General features: G+C 57.8%; 12 protein-coding genes, 1 tRNA gene, 2 rRNA genes and 1 pseudogene (1 of these 16 running past the window's edge). 6 read left to right on the forward strand and 10 right to left on the reverse strand.

Annotated elements, in window-relative coordinates; translation table 11 throughout:
* Positions 1-10: 10 nt before the first annotated feature.
* Genes QSV77_RS11095 through QSV77_RS11110 form a run of 4 tightly spaced genes read left to right on the forward strand, consistent with a single transcriptional unit; the run spans position 11 to position 4,143 of the window.
* The gene (locus QSV77_RS11095) at positions 11-1,270 is read left to right on the forward strand and encodes an ABC transporter substrate-binding protein (RefSeq protein ID WP_302733506.1); all 1,260 of its coding nucleotides are present in this window, start codon (positions 11-13) and stop codon (positions 1,268-1,270) included.
* A 55-nt stretch (positions 1,271-1,325) separates the two neighbouring features.
* The gene (locus QSV77_RS11100) at positions 1,326-2,252 is read left to right on the forward strand and encodes a carbohydrate ABC transporter permease (RefSeq protein ID WP_302733508.1); all 927 of its coding nucleotides are present in this window, start codon (positions 1,326-1,328) and stop codon (positions 2,250-2,252) included.
* Positions 2,242-3,084: a carbohydrate ABC transporter permease gene (locus QSV77_RS11105; protein ID WP_142840647.1), complete on the forward strand. Its 843-nt coding sequence runs from the start codon at positions 2,242-2,244 to the stop codon at positions 3,082-3,084. Before QSV77_RS11100 ends, QSV77_RS11105 begins: the two co-directional genes overlap by 11 nt.
* Before the next feature lie 15 nt (positions 3,085-3,099).
* Positions 3,100-4,143, forward strand: coding sequence for an ABC transporter ATP-binding protein (locus QSV77_RS11110; protein WP_302733509.1), 1,044 nt, complete (start codon positions 3,100-3,102; stop codon positions 4,141-4,143).
* Positions 4,144-4,493: 350 nt separating this feature from the next.
* Here the strand turns inward: QSV77_RS11110 and QSV77_RS11115 are convergent, their stop codons facing one another.
* Both QSV77_RS11115 and QSV77_RS11120 read right to left on the reverse strand, forming a co-directional pair.
* Positions 4,494-5,807, reverse strand: a complete 1,314-nt coding sequence (locus QSV77_RS11115) for a sigma-54 dependent transcriptional regulator (protein WP_142840649.1) — start codon at positions 5,805-5,807, stop codon at positions 4,494-4,496.
* Positions 5,804-7,555 (reverse strand): ATP-binding protein, encoded by a 1,752-nt coding sequence (locus QSV77_RS11120; protein WP_302733510.1) that lies wholly within the window; start codon positions 7,553-7,555, stop codon positions 5,804-5,806. The genes QSV77_RS11115 and QSV77_RS11120 overlap by 4 nt, the downstream gene beginning before the upstream one ends.
* Positions 7,556-8,000: 445 nt before the next feature.
* Here QSV77_RS11120 and QSV77_RS11125 point away from each other — a divergent pair, with 445 nt between their 5' ends.
* Positions 8,001-9,257 carry an MFS transporter gene (locus QSV77_RS11125; RefSeq protein ID WP_302733927.1) on the forward strand — a complete coding sequence of 419 codons (1,257 nt, stop codon included), beginning with the start codon at positions 8,001-8,003 and terminating at the stop codon, positions 9,255-9,257.
* A gap of 155 nt (positions 9,258-9,412) precedes the next feature.
* Here the strand turns inward: QSV77_RS11125 and QSV77_RS11130 are convergent, their stop codons facing one another.
* Positions 9,413-10,117: an anti-sigma factor gene (locus tag QSV77_RS11130; RefSeq protein WP_302733511.1), complete on the reverse strand. Its 705-nt coding sequence runs from the start codon at positions 10,115-10,117 to the stop codon at positions 9,413-9,415.
* Complete coding sequence (locus tag QSV77_RS11135) at positions 10,114-10,659, reverse strand: sigma-70 family RNA polymerase sigma factor (RefSeq protein ID WP_302733928.1); 546 nt, start codon at positions 10,657-10,659, stop codon at positions 10,114-10,116. Before QSV77_RS11135 ends, QSV77_RS11130 begins: the two co-directional genes overlap by 4 nt.
* A gap of 203 nt (positions 10,660-10,862) precedes the next feature.
* Here QSV77_RS11135 and QSV77_RS11140 point away from each other — a divergent pair, with 203 nt between their 5' ends.
* Positions 10,863-11,651, forward strand: a complete 789-nt coding sequence (locus QSV77_RS11140) for a DUF4394 domain-containing protein (RefSeq protein WP_302733512.1) — start codon at positions 10,863-10,865, stop codon at positions 11,649-11,651.
* A gap of 84 nt (positions 11,652-11,735) precedes the next feature.
* Here the strand turns inward: QSV77_RS11140 and QSV77_RS11145 are convergent.
* From QSV77_RS11145 to QSV77_RS11170, 6 genes and pseudogenes are all read right to left on the reverse strand, one after another.
* Positions 11,736-11,889 (reverse strand): annotated as a pseudogene (locus QSV77_RS11145) (fasciclin domain-containing protein); the annotation flags it as partial.
* A 37-nt stretch (positions 11,890-11,926) separates the two neighbouring features.
* On the reverse strand, positions 11,927-12,343 hold the full coding sequence (locus QSV77_RS11150; protein WP_302733513.1) for a DoxX family protein: 417 nt from the start codon (positions 12,341-12,343) through the stop codon (positions 11,927-11,929).
* Positions 12,327-13,292, reverse strand: a complete 966-nt coding sequence (locus QSV77_RS11155; protein WP_302733929.1) for an alpha/beta fold hydrolase — start codon at positions 13,290-13,292, stop codon at positions 12,327-12,329. The genes QSV77_RS11150 and QSV77_RS11155 overlap by 17 nt, the downstream gene beginning before the upstream one ends.
* Positions 13,293-13,704: 412 nt before the next feature.
* Positions 13,705-13,781, reverse strand: a tRNA-Met gene (locus QSV77_RS11160).
* A gap of 223 nt (positions 13,782-14,004) precedes the next feature.
* Positions 14,005-14,119 (reverse strand): 5S ribosomal RNA (gene rrf, locus QSV77_RS11165).
* A 252-nt stretch (positions 14,120-14,371) separates the two neighbouring features.
* Positions 14,372-17,091 (reverse strand): 23S ribosomal RNA (locus QSV77_RS11170); it runs 79 nt beyond the window's last position.

The raw sequence follows: 17,091 nt of genomic DNA on the forward strand, positions 1-17,091 counted from the left end.
AGGATTATTCATGCGCAGGAGTATAGTCAAAGTTGCATTGACCGGTTTTCTGGTCACATCCGGGCTGGTTTCGCCGGCTTTGTCGCAGGAGCTGCGGATGGCCATCTGGAGCGCTAACGAAGCCCATCTCGCCCTGTTCAACGATATCGCCGATGAGTTCGAGGCCAGCCATCCCGGCGTCAAGATCAGCTACGATTCGCTCGCCTACGAAGGTTATGCCACCACCCTGACCACCCAGATCGCCGGCGGCAACCCTCCCGATCTGGCCTGGCTGTTCGACACGACCGCACCTGACTTCATGGCGGCCGGGGCGCTTTATCCCCTTACCGAAACCTTTGCCAATACCGAAGGTTACGACATGGGCGACTTCCCCCCGGCAACACTCACCGCCTGGTCTTACGAAGGTGTACAATATCTCTATCCCTTCTCGACATCGCCCTTCGGCGTTTTCGTCAACAACGACATAATCCGGGCGGCAGGCGCAAAGACGCCCGCCGAGATGATCGCTGCCGGCGAATGGAACTGGGACAATGCCATTGCGACGGCCGCGAAAGTCGCGGCCACCGGCAAACAGGGATTGATCATTCGTGATTTCGAATACAAGGCCTGGGAAAACCTTGCCGAAATCTATACCGGCTGGAATGCCTATCCCTGGTCGAAGGATACCAAGTCCTGCGCTTTTGCCAGCCCGGAGATGGTTGATGCGATGCGCTTCATCCACGATGCGATCTTCGTGAAAAAAGCCATGCCCGGCCCCGGTGTTTCTGCCGACTTTTTTGCCGGGGATGCGGCGATGACGACCACCCAGATCAGCCGCGCAGCGCTGCTGCCGAAAGGCGACAAGGCGTTCGACTGGGATCTCGTGCCGTTGCCTACAGGACCTGCAGGTGACTATGCCGTAACAGGCCGGGCCGGCATTGGCGTCATGGCCAGCGGCAAAAACCCGAAGCTTGCGGCGGAATTCCTGGCGTTTTTCTCCTCCAAGCCTAATGTGGCCAAGCTCGCGCGGTTTTTCCCGCCAGCACGGCAGAGTCTGCTCACCGCCGATGTCCTCGCAGCCGCCAACCCATTGCTGTCGCGTAAACAGATAGAGGCCGTGGTCATTCGTGGCGTCGCCACCGGTCAATCAACGCAGCAGGTCCGCAATTTTGCCCGGCTGCAACAGACCGTTCGCGCTGGCCTCGACGGTCTCTGGCGTCCCGATGCCGATGTCGCGGCTGTCCTGCAAGCGCTTTGCGTCCGTCTCGATCCGTTGCTGGCGGCCAATTGAGGCTTGGTAGTCATCCGATTTTCCGTGGATGCGAAAGGCAGAAGGAAGAAAAGCCATGACGCTTGCCCTCCAGACAGCGCAGACACAGGCCCGGCGCGTTTTCTGGACCATGGCGCGCCGTGACGCCGCCACCGGTTATCTGTTCATAGCGCCGCAACTCATCGGTATCGTTGTCTTCGTGCTCGTGCCGCTGGTGCTGGTCTTCTGGTATTCGCTGCATGAGTGGAACGTGCTGGCGGGATCGTTCCGGTTCACCGGCGTCGCCAACTACCAGAAGCTGCTCAGCGACCCGGCCATAGGCGAAGTGCTGGCGGTGACCGCCGTGTTCTCGGCGGGGCTTGCCCTGCTCAATATGAGCCTGGCGCTGGGGCTTGCGTTGCTCCTGAACCAGAAGCTGGCCTTCATGACCGTGTTCCGCACACTGTTCTTTTCGCCTGTCGTGGTGTCGCTGGTCGCCTGGACAATCGTGTGGAGTTTCCTGCTGCAGAACAATGGCGGCATCAACGGCCTCCTGCAAATGATCGGCGTCGAGGGGCCCAACTGGCTGCGCCACCCAACGACCGCGATGATCTCGGTCATCGTCGTGCAGGCGCTCAAGAACCTCGGTCTCAACATGATCCTGTTTCTTGCCGCACTGCAGGGCGTGCCGCGGGAACTGTTCGAAGCCGCGCGCGTCGACGGTGTGCCGCGCTTCAAGCAATTTTATCGCATCACCCTGCCGATGATCAGCCCGACGATCCTGCTCGCCTCCATCGTCACCATCGTCGGCGCGTTGCAGGTCTTTGCGCAGATCATGATCCTCACACAGGGCGGGCCGGGCTTTTCCACGACGGTTCTCGTTTATTACCTCTATCAGCAGGCCTTCCAGTTCTACCTCTTCGGTTATGGCTCGACACTCTCCATCATCCTGCTGGTCATTGTCGGCGCGCTCACCTTCATCCAATGGCACCTGCGCAGAAAGTTCGTATTCTATGAAAACTGAACTCAGCCCACGCGCGCAGACGCTGATCTATTTCACACTCTGTGTGCTGCTTGTCCCCTTCGTTTTTCCGACCTGGTGGATGGTCACGTCGTCGGTCAAACCCGTCAGCCAGATATTTGCCTTTCCGCCTGATATCTGGCCGCGCGCCTTCGATTTTTCGTCCTATTCCGACGTTTTCAGAATACAGCCCTTCGCGCTGCAATACTGGAACTCCGCCTATATCGCCGCAATCGTCACCATCGGCACCATGGCAGTGGCTTCGATGGCCGGATATGCCTTTGCACGCATCAGGTTCCCCTTCGCCAACGCCATCTTCATGGTGGTGCTGGTGGGGTTGCTCATCCCGTCAGAAGTGACGCTGGTTCCGCTGTTCCGGATGTTTCTCAAATGGGGCATGATCAACACACACTGGCCGCTGATCCTGGTGCCGATCTTCGGTGCACCGGCGGTCTTCGCCACCTTCATCATGCGCCAGTTCTTTATCTCCTTACCCGTGGAACTGGAGGAAGCCGCCCGGGTCGATGGCCTCGGCCGGTTCAAGATATTCTGGACCATTGCCCTGCCGCTTGCCCGTCCGGCGCTGGCCGCCGTTGCGATCTTCACATTTCTCGGCAGCTGGAACCTCTATCTCGAACCCATCGTCTTTCTCTCCAGCCCCGATAAGTTCACCCTGCCGCAGGCACTGACACAATTTACCGACGCCTATGGCGGACCGATGTGGAACATCCAGCTTGCCGCCGCAACGATGACCGCCATCCCCGTACTCATCGTCTTCATCGTTGCGCAGAAACAATTCGTTGAAGGCCTCGCCCATACCGGGCTCAAAGGCTAATCGAAAGGCTGACCCATGGCACCCGTTACCCTTAGATCCGTCAAGAAAAGCTATGGCGCATTCGCCACCATCCATGGTGTCGATATCGATATTGCCGATGGCGAATTCGTTGTCCTCGTCGGCCCTTCGGGCTGCGGCAAATCCACTTTGCTGCGGATGATCGCAGGCCTTGAAACCGTGACCAGCGGCGATATCTCGATCAGCAGCCGTGTCGTCAACGAGATCGAACCGAAAGACCGCGACATCGCCATGGTCTTTCAGAACTACGCGCTTTATCCGCACATGAGCGTCGCCAGGAACATGGCCTTCTCGCTCGAGCATCGCGGCGGCAGCAAGACCGAGATTGCCGAGCGGGTGAGCTGGGCAGCTGACATATTGGGGCTGACGCCATTGCTCGAACGGTTCCCCCGCCAGCTTTCCGGCGGCCAACGGCAGCGTGTCGCCATGGGCCGCGCAATCGTCCGCAATCCTCAGGTTTTTCTGTTCGACGAACCGCTCAGCAATCTCGATGCCAAACTGCGCGTGGTGATGCGCGGTGAAATCAAGGGATTGCACCAGCGTCTGGGGGTCACAACCGTTTATGTCACGCATGACCAGGTGGAAGCGATGACCATGGCCGACAAGATCGTGGTGATGAATGCCGGACGGGTGGAGCAATGCGGGGCGCCGCTCGAGCTTTATGATCGGCCCGCCAATCCCTTCGTCGCCGGCTTCATCGGTTCGCCGGCGATGAATTTCATCGAGGGACGACTTACGGCCAATGGCTTCGAGGCTGACGGCGTCATTTTGCCCCTCCCGCCAAGTTCCGCCACAGGCGAAGCGATATACGGCATCCGCCCGGAACATTTCGAACTGGTCAATCAAGGCCTCACCGCAACGGTTTTGCTGGTGGAACCAATGGGGTCAGAAACGCAGGTTACGATGATGCTCGGCAATCATCAGGTCATCGGTGTTTTTCGCGAGCGTGTACAGGCGCAGCCGGGGGCGACCATCCAGATTCAGCCGGATCTGGCATCGATCCACCTGTTCGATGCCAGGACCAGTCAACGACTAAACTAGCGGACCGCGCGCCATGACATGCCATTGCAAACCGAACCTAAAGGCGCACCGCTGCAGATCCGAGCGGCGCTCCGACGACACTTGTTGGCGCCGATCAGACCCATATGTCTTGAACAGCGTCACACGAACCACGCCAATCATCAGATGTACTTTTTGAGCATTCATCATAACTCGAGAACGAATTCGGGTCGGGCCTCAGGTCAGGATGAAAAATCTTCCAGCGTCAGACCGAAGTCGACCGGTCTGCTGGCCGTTCCACTTTGATCGAACCAGGAACATAAAATCAAAGCCCAGTGACCACTGAGGGTGAAGTCAGCACAAGTGCTCAGGCGCGACCACGAGTTGACGCCTCAACGCGGCTTTCTGAAGAAGGCGGGATGAATCCCCAAGCGCTGCAACCGCGCGTAAAGGCTTCGCCGGGGAAGATTCAGCGCCTCAGCGACGGCCGTTGCGTCACCGCCATGGCTTTGGAGTGCCTGGGTCAGAAGGCTTGTCTCGAAAGCATCCATCTGTTCGACCAGACCCAACCTCGTCGACGCTTGGCGGTGCGGTGAGGCAAGCCCAAGCGCGACCTGCGTTGCATAGTTGCGCAATTCGCGGATATTGCCCGGCCATTCATTGCTCAGGAGAAACGCTTCGATCTCCGCATCGATCTGCGGACTGGGGAGCCCATGGCGGCGCGCTGCATCCTCTAAAAACACATGGAACAGGATGGCAATGTCCCCCTGCCTTTGACGCAGTGGCGGCACACCGAGGCGCACGGTCTCGAGGTGATAAAGCAGATCCTTGCGGAAGCCTGCCCTTTCATCGTCACCGGCAAGGTGTGTCCTCGTCAAGGTGGTAATGATCCTGACATCGACGGGCGTCGTCCCGCCGCTTGGATTGGGCATTTCCCGGCTTTCCACCACGCCTAGCATCCGCCCCTGCATCAGGGAAGACATGGTTTCCGCCCCATCCAGAAACAGCGTTCCACGCTGGGCCTCGGCAATCAGCCCACGACGAAGGCGCGTGCCGAACAGTGTCTCGTCAACCATCGCATCCGAAATTGACGCGCAATCGACGCGGATGAATGGGCGCGCGCGGCGCGGGCTTCCCTGGTGCAATAGCCTGGCAATCAGCTCCTTGCCCGTCCCGGTCTCGCCTTCGACAAGGACATTGACGTCCGTCGGAGCGACCCGTTCAATCAAGTCCCGCAACTGGACCATAGCGGGCGTCTGGCCGAGCAGCGGCGATGTCAGTTCCGCCTCGAGAGCCGCCTGACGCAGCCGCCGATTGTCGACGACCAGACGGCGGGTTTCCAGCGCGCGTCGGACGGAGGCGATCAGATGGTCCGTCATGAACGGCTTTGCCACGAAATCGAAGGCGCCCCGCTTCAAGGCGGCGACTGCCATGGCGATATCGCCATGCCCTGTCATGAGGATGACCGGCAATTCGCGATCGCGAGCAAGGATTGCATCGAACAGGTCGTTGCCATCGAGGCGCGGCATGCGAAGATCGGTGACGACGACACCGGGCAGCGTGGTGGAGAGGCTGGCAAGCGCCGATTTGCCATCGTCATGCACCTCCACCTCCAAGCCGGCGATGGCGAAGCTGTCCGCCAATGCTGCACGAAAGGCGATATTGTCTTCAACGAGCAGGATCTTCTCTGGTGCATTCTGCGTCATGCCGCCCTCATGGTAACGGTAAAGGCCGCGCCCCCAAACGCCGACGCCGTGATGGTGAGAGCGCCGCCAAGATCGCTCATGATATCCTGGGCAATGCCAAGACCAAGCCCGAGGCCATTTGGCTTGCCGGTCACAAAGGGCTGAAAGACTTGCTTGCCGAGCTGCGGATCGATGCCCGGGCCGTTATCGGCAACCGTCAGGCAAATCATGTCCTCGTGATCCTCCACTGTTATCGCAATCTCCGGATCGGCGTATCCCTCCAGCGCGTCCATGGCGTTCTGCAACAGATTGACCAGAACCTGTTCGAGCGGCACTCGCTTGCCAAGTACACCTGGTTGACCACTTGGCGGCAGCGTCAAGCGAATGCCTGCCTTCCGGATCCGGTCTTCCATCAACAGCATCGCGCCCGCGATAATACCATCCAGGGGTTCTTCGCCGATTTGCCCCTCTCCCTTGCGGGAGAAACCGCGCATTTCCTGCGTCAGCGTGCCTATCCGCTCCGTCATCGCAATCATCGTGCTGAGACTGTCGCGAACCCGCTCGCTGCGACTGGCCGCAAGATGGTGAAGCGCATTTTCCGAAAGGGTGCGGATGGTCGCAACCGGCTGATTGATCTCATGCATGAGGCCAGCAGTAATAGAGCCGACAGAGGCGAGCCGATTGGCCTGTGCCAACTCCTCTCGCGCTTCTCGGTAACGCTGATCGGCAATCGCCCGATATCCCATTTCTTCACGCAACTGCGCCGTTCGTTGAGCAACCGCCGCCTCGAGGCTGCGCCGCTCTGCAGCGCGCCGTGCCGTGCGATTGGCCTGCCACCAGACGCCTGAACCGGCGAGAAGCAGAAGCGGGAGGATGGCAAGCGCGGCAAGCGTGGCCCGCCGGTCGGCAGCGATACGCGCCGGTCGCGTGTCGAGAAGATGCAGGATGCGAAGATCCGTTCCGACGATGGGAAGTGCGGCATAAATCATCTCCGCGCCCTGCGCCGTCTCGATCCGATCCGGTCCCGCAAAGCGATAGTGGCCGGGCTCGAGCTTTGCATCGCCATACTGGCCGATCGCATCGATCCGCTGACGAACGGCGGTGGGCAAAGGAGCAAGTGTTGTCAGAATCTGGTCCTTGTCGGGTGCCGCCAGAATGATGCCGTTGGCATCGACGATCAGCGTGCGCCCCGGATCACCGGCCCAGATGGCAGAAAGCGCGCCGAACTCATATTTGACGACGACGACGCCGGACGCGGCATCGCTTTGGCCGACGCGCCGCGCCAGAAACAAGCCTGCCTGGCGGGTGAGCAGGCCCGCGCCATAATACTCCGCCTTCCCCTCCCGCATTGCGCCGGTGAAATAGGGACGGAAGCCGAAATTCTGCCCGACGAAGCTCCTGTCGTCGCGGGCATTGGAAGCGGCCACGGCAACGCCATCGCGATTGATCAGATAGATATAGGAGGCTCCGGTCTCTCGCACGAGAGAACCGAATTTCTCGCTGAGCCGCGCTGCCGTCTGCGGATTCTTGGTCGATAGAACATCGACGAGATCGCCATATTCACCGAGAACGATCGGCATCAGCCGAAAACGGGCAAGCTCGCTGTCGATCAACAGGCTGTGCTGGCGCACCAGCAGCTCAGCCTCCTCCGCCAGCTGCTCCGACGCCTGCCGACGCGACCAAAGGGACGCTCCACTCCAGACGAGAGCAATAACGACGAGGACGAGCAGCACCAGCACTAGGATTTGTAGGCGAGATTTCAGAGACATCTGTGCAGGATATTGCACAATCAATCGAAACGCCATGCAAAAATCAGCACAGATTTTGCCTCAGACCTTTCGGATATATCAATTAAATTATTTAGATTCAGTTACTTAATTGACCATCAATCAATCCTTCACATGACGTCCCACCCTGCCGCAGATTGCATGAAGAGGACGCGCCGTCGGGAGGATGGCCGAACAGCTTTAAAATCAACGGCCATGTGCTGATCAGCAAGGACGCTTTCTGCGGGACGCTCGCTGGTCACTCGGAGGGAATATCCCAGCCTCGAGCCGCGCGTCATGATCTTGGCCCTGCCTGGAAGAAGGCACCGGGCTTCTTTGTAGAACTTGACCAAGGGAGGGTCTGAGTGTGTTGATCGAAACTGGAAATACTGTCACCCACGGAGCAGCAAATCAGGCTGCCGCGCAGTCGCCAGACCGCAAGCAGCGCCTGAAATCGATTATCGGCGGTTCGACGGGCAATCTCGTCGAATGGTTCGACTGGTACGTCTATGCCGCGTTTGCGCTCTACTTCGCGCCGCACTTCTTTCCTGCAGGCGATCAGACCGCACAACTTCTGAATTCCGCAGCCGTCTTCGCCGTCGGCTTCGTGATGCGCCCCGTCGGCGCATGGATCATGGGTCTTTATGCCGACCGCCATGGCCGCAAGTCCGGACTGGCGCTTTCAGTGACCCTCATGTGCCTTGGTTCGCTGATCATTGCCCTGACACCGGATTACCAGACGATCGGCGTTGCCGCACCGACACTTCTCGTCATCGCCCGCTTGCTGCAGGGTCTCTCCGTCGGCGGCGAATATGGCGCCTCTGCCACCTATCTTTCCGAAATGGCGGGCAAGGAACGCCGCGGCTTTTTCTCCTCCTTCCAGTACGTGACCCTTATCTCGGGCCAGCTTCTGGCGATTGCCGTCCTCATCATTCTACAGAACGTCATGACCCCGGAAGATCTCAATGCCTGGGGCTGGCGCATTCCGTTCTTCGTTGGCGCGGCACTGGCCGTCGTCGTCTTCTGGCTGCGTCGCGGTCTTGCTGAAACCGAAGGCTTCAAGAACGCCAAGGCTGAGGGCACGCCGAAGTCTGGCTTCTGGCAGCTCCTGACCAAGCATCCGAAAGAGACCGCACTTGTCATGCTCCTGACCGCAGGCGGCACCCTGGCCTTCTACGCCTACTCGATCTACATGCAGAAATTTCTGGTCAACACCTCCGGCTTCTCCCGTGAGGTTGCCAGCGAGATCAACGCCGTCACGCTCTTCGTCTTCATGCTGCTGCAGCCACTTGCAGGCGGACTGTCCGACAAGATCGGCCGCAAGCCGCTGATGGTGACATTCGGTGTATTGGGCGTGCTCTTCACCTACCCGATCTTCTCGGCTCTGGAACATGCCAAGGATCCGCTGACGGCCGGATTGCTGGTCATGGCCGCACTGGTAATCGTGACGGGCTACACCTCGATCAACGCAGTGGTCAAAGCAGAGCTCTTCCCCGCCCATATCCGCGCGCTCGGCGTTGCTCTTCCCTATGCGCTCGCCAACACACTCTTCGGCGGCACAGCGGAGTTCGTTGCATTGCGCTTTAAGAGCGCCGGTTGGGAACAGGGCTTCTACTGGTACGTCACCGCCATGATCGGCGTGTCGCTCATCGTCTACTTGTTCATGCGTGATACCAGCAAGCAGAGCGAGATCATCGAAGACTAAGGTCGAGGGGGGGGTAGCGGAACACTTACCCTAAACATGTTACCGAGCCCCCCCGACTCACCGGACCTATCTTCGTCTCAACCATCCACGTTCATCACTCTGCGATGATGCAATCGTCTTCAACAAGCACCACACGGAGATATCTGGCGCGATTATTATCGCAGCAACTTCGCGAGGCCCTTAGCGAGGATTGGTCCGGTCGGCCGCCCGGTCGGAGATCCACCAGCGTCTTCCAGCGTGATCTCATAGAGCTGGTCCCCCCTTGGCGTCGGCAATTGCGGAACAGCCAGACGTGCCGATCGCACACCGTCGATGAGGCCAAGGGAAACTGGCCCCCTGTCTCTGGACGGCAGGGTCCAGACCTGGATCGTCTTGTTCCCGGGGATGTTGAAATCGGCCAGCATACGGATCGTCGCCTGCTCGTTGCCGAAATCCTCGACGACCGCCTGCACCTCCCCAGCATCATTGATCAGAACCGCGACGACAAGCGGTTCCACCGTCCGGGTCAGGCTGTAAGCGAGACCGATCGCGAGCAGAAAAGTGGCGGCGATGGCCGAGATCGCGGCCATTCGCCAACCGTTTCTACGGTTATCATTGGCGTTTGAGATCAGAGGCATAACAGCGGTTTGATCCTGGACCGGCAAGGCCGCTTCGATGCGCTGCCAAAGCTGCTCGGTGACGGTAGCAGGTGCCACGCTCATGTCGAGTGGCAGGAAGCGCTCGCGGCTGGCAGCAATTGCGGCGCGCAGTTCAGCATCGCGTTCCATGGCAACCTCAACCTCGTCAACATCCGCGGCCTCCATCAGGCCCAGGACATATTCATCGGCAATGGCAGGGATATCCTTGCGATCGTAGGTCATGCCATGCACTCCCGGAGAGCTGCAAGGCCACGCCTGATCCAGGATTTGGTCGTACCAAGCGGAATGCGCAGCCTCCCGGCGATCTCGCCATGCGAGTAGCCGCCGATATAGGCCATAAGAATGCCGCTCCGTTTGCTCTCGTCGAGTCCGCCGAGGCAATCATAGAGCCGCGAACTGCGGTCCAGCCTGTGCCACGCCGCCATGACCTCATCCGCCTGCTCGCTGTCGCGCAGGGCCTCCACTTCCTCGACGGTGTGCTCACGCTTTCCGTCCCGCAGGAGATTAAGTGCCCGGTTGCGGACGATGGCATAGATCCAGCCTCGGGCAGAGCCGTGATCGGCCCTGTACTGATGCGCATGGGTCCAGATCCGGATGAAGGCGTCCTGCACCACCTCTTCGGCAAGCTCACGACGCCGGACAATGCGCTCGGCGACCGCGATCAGGCGTCCCGCCTCCCGATCAAAGATCAGGCGCAGAGCGTTGCGATCACCCTTGGCGCAGGCAGCGAGTGCCGTATCGAGATCATCCGGCTTAGAGCCCATCAGCATCAATACCTTCTCCCAACACCGACGAAGAAGACTGTCGGCTTTGAAAGCTATACCCGCCGGATCGACGAATGGATGCAAGTCGAAATTATTTTTTCGCAGGCTGCATCCAAACGGCATGGCTGGCGTGTCTTGAGTTCAGGAAGCGTCGAGAGCCGAGCGCTACACGACTTCCGAACGGTTCAACACGGGAGAAAGACATGAAGATCATTCGTTTCGCACTGATTGCCTCCTCTGCTTCCATCGCAGTGGCATCAAGCGCATTCGCTGCCCCCGTCCTCGGCCTGAGCGGCGACAAGACGCTCGTCATCTTTGATACGGAGAAACCGGCGGTGACGAAAAAGATGGACGTGACTGGCGTCGACAAGCTTGTCGGCATCGACTTCCGCCCCGGCAACAAGACGGTGATCGGCGTCACCCCGGATCATCGCATCGTCTCGATCAATCTCGAAACGGGCGCCGCCACCGACGTCGCCAAAATGGACAAGATGCTGACCATGACGCAAGCCCCTGTCGTGGTCGACTTCAACCCTATGGCCGATCGGCTGCGCTTCATGACCGGAACAACCAACCATCGTGTCCACCCGGATACTGGCGCTGTAACGGTTGACGGTGTGCTCGCCTTCGAGGAGGGCGACATGCACAAAGGCGAGACCCCGAACATCGTCGCTGCTGCCTATACCAACTCCGTCGGCAAGCCTGAAAAGACCGCCATGTATAATATCGATGCCACGATCGGCGCGCTGATCCAGCAGACCAAGCCGAATGACGGCACGCTGAAAGCAATCGGCAAGCTCGGCCTTAAAGACAAGCCTGCGGCCTATGCCTTTGATATTCAGGGCATGGCGGACGGCAAGAACGTGGCCTATCTCGCCGCATCCAAGACGCTCTACACGGTCAACCTCGAAACTGGAGCGGCAACCGAAGTCGGCCCGATCACAGGGCTCGACAACGAATTGCGCGACATCGCCGTTCTGCCGAACATGTAATTCGGCAGACGTTTAACGATGAAAACTGAAAAGGCCGGCGACCTCAAATGTCGCCGGCCTTTCTGATGATGGAATGGTCCCGGACTACATCTTGCGCAGAAGAACCTTGTCGATGACATGGATGACGCCGTTGGATTGTTTGACGTCGGCGATCGTCACGTGCGCAACACCACCCCATCTCGTCGGTGAGCGTGATCGTGCCCATGCTTTCCCTGGCCTTCAGGATGCATCCGCCGACGATGAAACTTTGCGAATTTCGTCAGACGATATCAAGGCTATTTTTCGCCACGCCTGAATGGCCAGACGACGATGTTTCCCGCGAAGAGCGCCAACCACACCAGGTAAGGCTGCAAAGGCAACCGGATGAGATGGTAGGACCATTGCCATGGCGAAACAGTCGCTGCACCAAGGCTGTCGATGGCATGCTTGATATTGGCCGGGAAGACGCAGATTGCATAGAACGCCAGGCCGATGCCGGCGGCTTTCCGCAGCCGTGGCACCAGAAGTCCGACCGCACCGGCAATCTCACACAGACCAGTCAGGAAAATAACGGCCTCCGGCTCAGGAACCCAGGCGGGCGTGATACCGATGAAGGGTTTGGGCAGGACGAGATGCAGAATGCCCGCGAGACCATAGAAGCTGGATAATCCCCACTGGCACCGCCGCTGCCAGACATCAATCCTTGCCGTCACGTGCTATCCTCTGCTCGACATCCCCTTTTATGGCATTAAGGTTCGACTTGCGGCCCGCAACCGTCTCGATCGCTGCGATTACCAGATCACTCGCGACGAAATCCGACTTGTGCCCGAGATTGTGCACGACGATCAGACGAGCACCACGAATATCGCGGGCGAGATGACGGGAGTGGACCTCAGGGGAGACGATATTATCAGTATCGCCAGTGATGATGACTGTAGGCACTTTGATTTTGCGGTAATTCACGGAAGCCGCTCTGGCCCAGTCGCTCAAAGCCGCAACCTCTCTCGCATTGTGCCGAAATGCGAGCGGCCGCAGCGCTTGCAGGGCACGTGTCTTGTCGATGTAGTCGGCAGGAACCGGGTTCGGGGCAAAGACGCCTTTCGTGGCACGATCAATCGCCAAAAGCCCGACAGGTGGCACGATAAGGGTGCTGAATAATGTGCCTGTGACCGGGGCGCTGGCAGCTTCGTAGTACCAGGCGATCCCACCATTCCATGGGTAGACCGCCGGAGACAGGAAGACGAGGCCCGAGACCATGTCAGGATGGCGCACGGCGAAGGACGCGGCAATCGCTCCCCCGAAGGAGTGACCGACAATAATAGCGCGCGTGATGCCACGCTTCTGCATGAGAACGGCAATGGAGTCGGCTTGACCGTCGGGCAAAATGTTCTGCTCACCACCGACGTCGGAATTGCCGTGACCCGGGCGATCGACGAACAACAGCTTGGCCCGCTCCTGCAGCTTTGTCCGAAACGAGAACATCGGATCGTAAAGGCTGGCGCTGGCACCATGAATGAAAACGATTGGTGGTAAGTCTGGCTTGCGACCAGGCTCAAGCAGGACACTATTGAGCTTGAACCCACCGACATCGATACGGACTGGCTGATCGTCCCGCTTTGGCGCAGCAACCGCTTTAGAAACAATCAACGCGAAGCAGCCCATCATCAGAAGCGCAGCGATCAGGCAAAGAGTTCGATCAGGCATATCCTAGAGCTGCCTCGCGGTTCCACTGGCAAAGATCGGACCTGTCGGAAGGCCCGTGGGCATGAGTACGAATGCATTGTTTCCCGCCATGACATGCTGGATGATCTCGCCCTGGCGTCCACGGAACGTATCATAGCCGTAGATGGTCTTGAGTATCTGCAAAGGTTCGGCGGTCACGGCGTCTTTCTTCTGCGTTGGATGATTTGCGCATCATGGCCAAATCCGGATTTATGGCAATCTCGAACGGCTGGATCGGCACAGAAAGAGATGCAGATTACGACCCAGAAGATGCATAGGTTTGAGTGCTTGGAACGCAAAAGCCCTCCGCGGCGGGAGGGTATTTTATTGTATTGTCGTCTTTGAGGGGATTTGGTTGCGGGGGCAGGATTTGAACCTGCGGCCTTCAGGTTATGAGCCTGACGAGCTACCGGGCTGCTCCACCCCGCGTTACCAGCGCAAGTTCGCAGAACTTGTCGCGAGAGCGTAACCGCATGGCGGTTATGCTTGGTGCCGGAGCAAATTGCCGAAGGCGATTTGTCTCCTTTAAGGGACGCACGAGGCGTCTTTTTTTTATTCTGGTCTTAAACGACGAAAGGCCGCTTGAGCGGCCCTTTTTTTATCGGCTGGGCCGAAGAATGTGAATGAGAAGATTAGATGTTGCGTTTTGCAGACCTGGCAGCGACCTACTCTCCCGCGTCTTGAGACGGAGTACCATTGGCGCTGGGGCGTTTCACGGCCGTGTTCGGAATGGGAACGGGTGCAGCCGCCCCGCGATAACCACCAGGTCGGCAAAACGCAACATGCTCCATGTTTTCACATGGAAACTGCTGTTTCGAGAAGCTGGAGAGCTCAAGGCCCTATTTAATTTAACACGTCTTTCCGTGACCGATCCGTATTCCACCTTTGCTCGAGGTTGAGCATGGCAGCCATACAGACCAGAGGTCGTCGCGCCCTGTGGCGCGGCTCCGTCCGGAGCCCTTCGGGCGTCAGGACAGAACAGATCATCGAACTGCGTTCGATGAGCATGAACAATGGGAACGAAGAAGTCGATCGAGCTATTAGTAACGGTAAGCTTCACATGTTGCCATGCTTCCACACCCGTCCTATCAACGTGGTCGTCTTCCACGGCTCTGATAGGGAACACTCGTTTTCAGGTTGGTTTCCCGCTTAGATGCCTTCAGCGGTTATCCATTCCGTATATAGCTACTCTGCTATGCCCTTGGCAGGACAACAGATCCACCAGAGATACGTCCATCCCGGTCCTCTCGTACTAGGGACAGATCCTGTCAATATTCCTACACCCACGGCAGATAGGGACCGAACTGTCTCACGACGTTCTGAACCCAACTCACGTACCGCTTTAAATGGCGAACAGCCATACCCTTGGGACCTGCTCCAGCCCCAGGATGCGATGAGTCGACATCGAGGTGCCAAACAACCCCGTCGATATGGACTCTTGGGGGTCATCAGCCTGTTATCCCCGGCGTACCTTTTATCCGTTGAGCGATGGCCCTTCCACACGGGACCACCGGATCACTATGACCGACTTTCGTCTCTGCTCGACTTGTCAGTCTCGCAGTCAGGCGGGCTTATGCCATTGCACTCGACGACCGATTTCCGACCGGTCTGAGCCCACCATCGCGCGCCTCCGTTACTCTTTCGGAGGCGACCGCCCCAGTCAAACTACCCACCATACACTGTCCCGGATCCGGATAACGGACCGCGGTTAGACATCCACGAAGATAAGGGTGGTATTTCAAGGATGGCTCCACAAGAACTGGCGTCCCTGCTTCAAAGCCTACCACCTATCCTACACATGCCTTGGCGAATGCCAGTGTAAAGCTATAGTAAAGGTGCACGGGGTCTTTCCGTCTGACCGCAGGAACCCCGCATCTTCACGGGGAATTCAATTTCACTGAGTCTATGTTGGAGACAGCGGGGAAGTCGTTACGCCATTCGTGCAGGTCGGAACTTACCCGACAAGGAATTTCGCTACCTTAGGACCGTTATAGTTACGGCCGCCGTTTACTGGGGCTTCAGTTCAGAGCTTGCACCCCTCCCTTTAACCTTCCAGCACCGGGCAGGCGTCAGACCCTATACGTCGTATTGCTACTTCGCAGAGCCCTGTGTTTTTGATAAACAGTCGCTACCCCCTGGTCTGTGCCACCCCATCATAGTTGCCTAAAATGGGGTCACGCTTCTTCCGAAGTTACGCGTGCAATTTGCCGAGTTCCTTCAACATAGTTCTCTCAAGCGCCTTGGTATACTCTACCTGACCACCTGTGTCGGTTTCGGGTACGGTCTATACGGTGGAGCTATTTCCTGGAACCTCTTCGCCGCACATTCAATCCAATAAGAATGTACAACACACGAGATCCGTCACTACCACCAGGCCCACGAATATTAACGTGGTTCCCATCGACTACGCGTGTCCGCCTCGTCTTAGGGGCCGGCTAACCCTGCTCAGATTAACTTTAAGCAGGAACCCTTGGTCTTTCGGCGAGGGAGTCTCTCACTCCCTTTATCGTTACTCATGTCAACATTCGCACTTCCGATATCTCCAGCAGCCCTCACGGGTCCGCCTTCACAGACTTACGGAACGCTCCGCTACCACATGCCTTACGGCATATCCTCAGCTTCGGTGCATGGCTTTAGCCCCGTTACATTTTCGGCGCAAAGACCCTTATTTAGACCAGTGAGCTGTTACGCTTTCTTTAAATGATGGCTGCTTCTAAGCCAACATCCTGGTTGTTTTGGGATCCTCACATCCTTTCCCACTTAGCCATGACTTGGGGACCTTAGCTGGAGGTCAGGGTTGTTGCCCTTTTCACGACGGACGTTAGCACCCGCCGTGTGTCTGCCGACTAGTACTCCTCGGTATTCGGAGTTTGGTTAGGATCAGTAAGACGGTGAGTCCCCATAGCCCATCCAGTGCTCTACCCCCGAGGGTATTCGGTCGACGCTCTACCTAAATAGATTTCGCGGAGAACCAGCTATTTCCGAGTTTGATTGGCCTTTCACCCCTAGCCACAAGTCATCCCAATCTATTGCAACAGATACGGGTTCGGCCCTCCAGTTGGTGTTACCCAACCTTCAGCCTGCTCATGGCTAGATCACTCGGTTTCGGGTCTAATGCAACTAACTCAATCGCCCTATTCAGACTCGCTTTCGCTGCGCCTACACCTACCGGCTTAAGCTTGCTAGTTACACTAAGTCGTTGACCCATTATACAAAAGGTACGCCGTCACCCTTGCGGGCTCCGACTGTTTGTAGGCATCCGGTTTCAGGTTCTATTTCACTCCCCTCGTCGGGGTGCTTTTCACCTTTCCCTCACGGTACTTGTTCGCTATCGGTCATGCACGAGTACTTAGGCTTGGAGAGTGGTCTCCCCATGTTCAGACAGGATTTCACGTGTCCCGCCCTACTCAAGGACAATGACTGTTCTACGCGTAAGGGGCTATCACCCTCTATGGCCGACCTTTCCAGATCGTTCCGCTTTATTCATCATTGCCACTGGCCTGGTCCGCGTTCGCTCGCCACTACTTGCGGAGTCTCGGTTGATGTCCTTTCCTGCAGGTACTTAGATGTTTCAGTTCCCTGCGTTCGCTTCTTACCCCTATGTATTCGAAAGTAAGATACCTTATCACAATGCTTGGAAACCCAGGCCGTTCGTTAAAACAGACTGGATTTTCCAAGCATTTAAGGTGGGTTGCCCCATTCGGAGATCCATGGATCAAAGCTTATTCGCAGCTCCCCA

Source organism: Agrobacterium sp. V1 (assembly GCF_030518355.1).
Classification (GTDB): domain Bacteria; phylum Pseudomonadota; class Alphaproteobacteria; order Rhizobiales; family Rhizobiaceae; genus Agrobacterium; species Agrobacterium cucumeris.

Bases quoted from the DNA above. Each gene is read 5' to 3' on its own strand.
- QSV77_RS11095 (WP_302733506.1), top strand. From the start codon at position 11: ATGCGCAGGAGTATAGTCAAAGTTGCATTGACCGGTTTTCTGGTCACA.
- QSV77_RS11100 (WP_302733508.1), top strand. From the start codon at position 1,326: ATGACGCTTGCCCTCCAGACAGCGCAGACACAGGCCCGGCGCGTTTTC.
- QSV77_RS11105 (WP_142840647.1), top strand. From the start codon at position 2,242: ATGAAAACTGAACTCAGCCCACGCGCGCAGACGCTGATCTATTTCACA.
- QSV77_RS11110 (WP_302733509.1), top strand. From the start codon at position 3,100: ATGGCACCCGTTACCCTTAGATCCGTCAAGAAAAGCTATGGCGCATTC.
- QSV77_RS11115 (WP_142840649.1), bottom strand. From the start codon at position 5,807: ATGACGCAGAATGCACCAGAGAAGATCCTGCTCGTTGAAGACAATATC.
- QSV77_RS11120 (WP_302733510.1), bottom strand. From the start codon at position 7,555: ATGTCTCTGAAATCTCGCCTACAAATCCTAGTGCTGGTGCTGCTCGTC.
- QSV77_RS11130 (WP_302733511.1), bottom strand. From the start codon at position 10,117: ATGACCTACGATCGCAAGGATATCCCTGCCATTGCCGATGAATATGTC.
- QSV77_RS11135 (WP_302733928.1), bottom strand. From the start codon at position 10,659: ATGGGCTCTAAGCCGGATGATCTCGATACGGCACTCGCTGCCTGCGCC.
- QSV77_RS11140 (WP_302733512.1), top strand. From the start codon at position 10,863: ATGAAGATCATTCGTTTCGCACTGATTGCCTCCTCTGCTTCCATCGCA.
- QSV77_RS11155 (WP_302733929.1), bottom strand. From the start codon at position 13,292: ATGGGCTGCTTCGCGTTGATTGTTTCTAAAGCGGTTGCTGCGCCAAAG.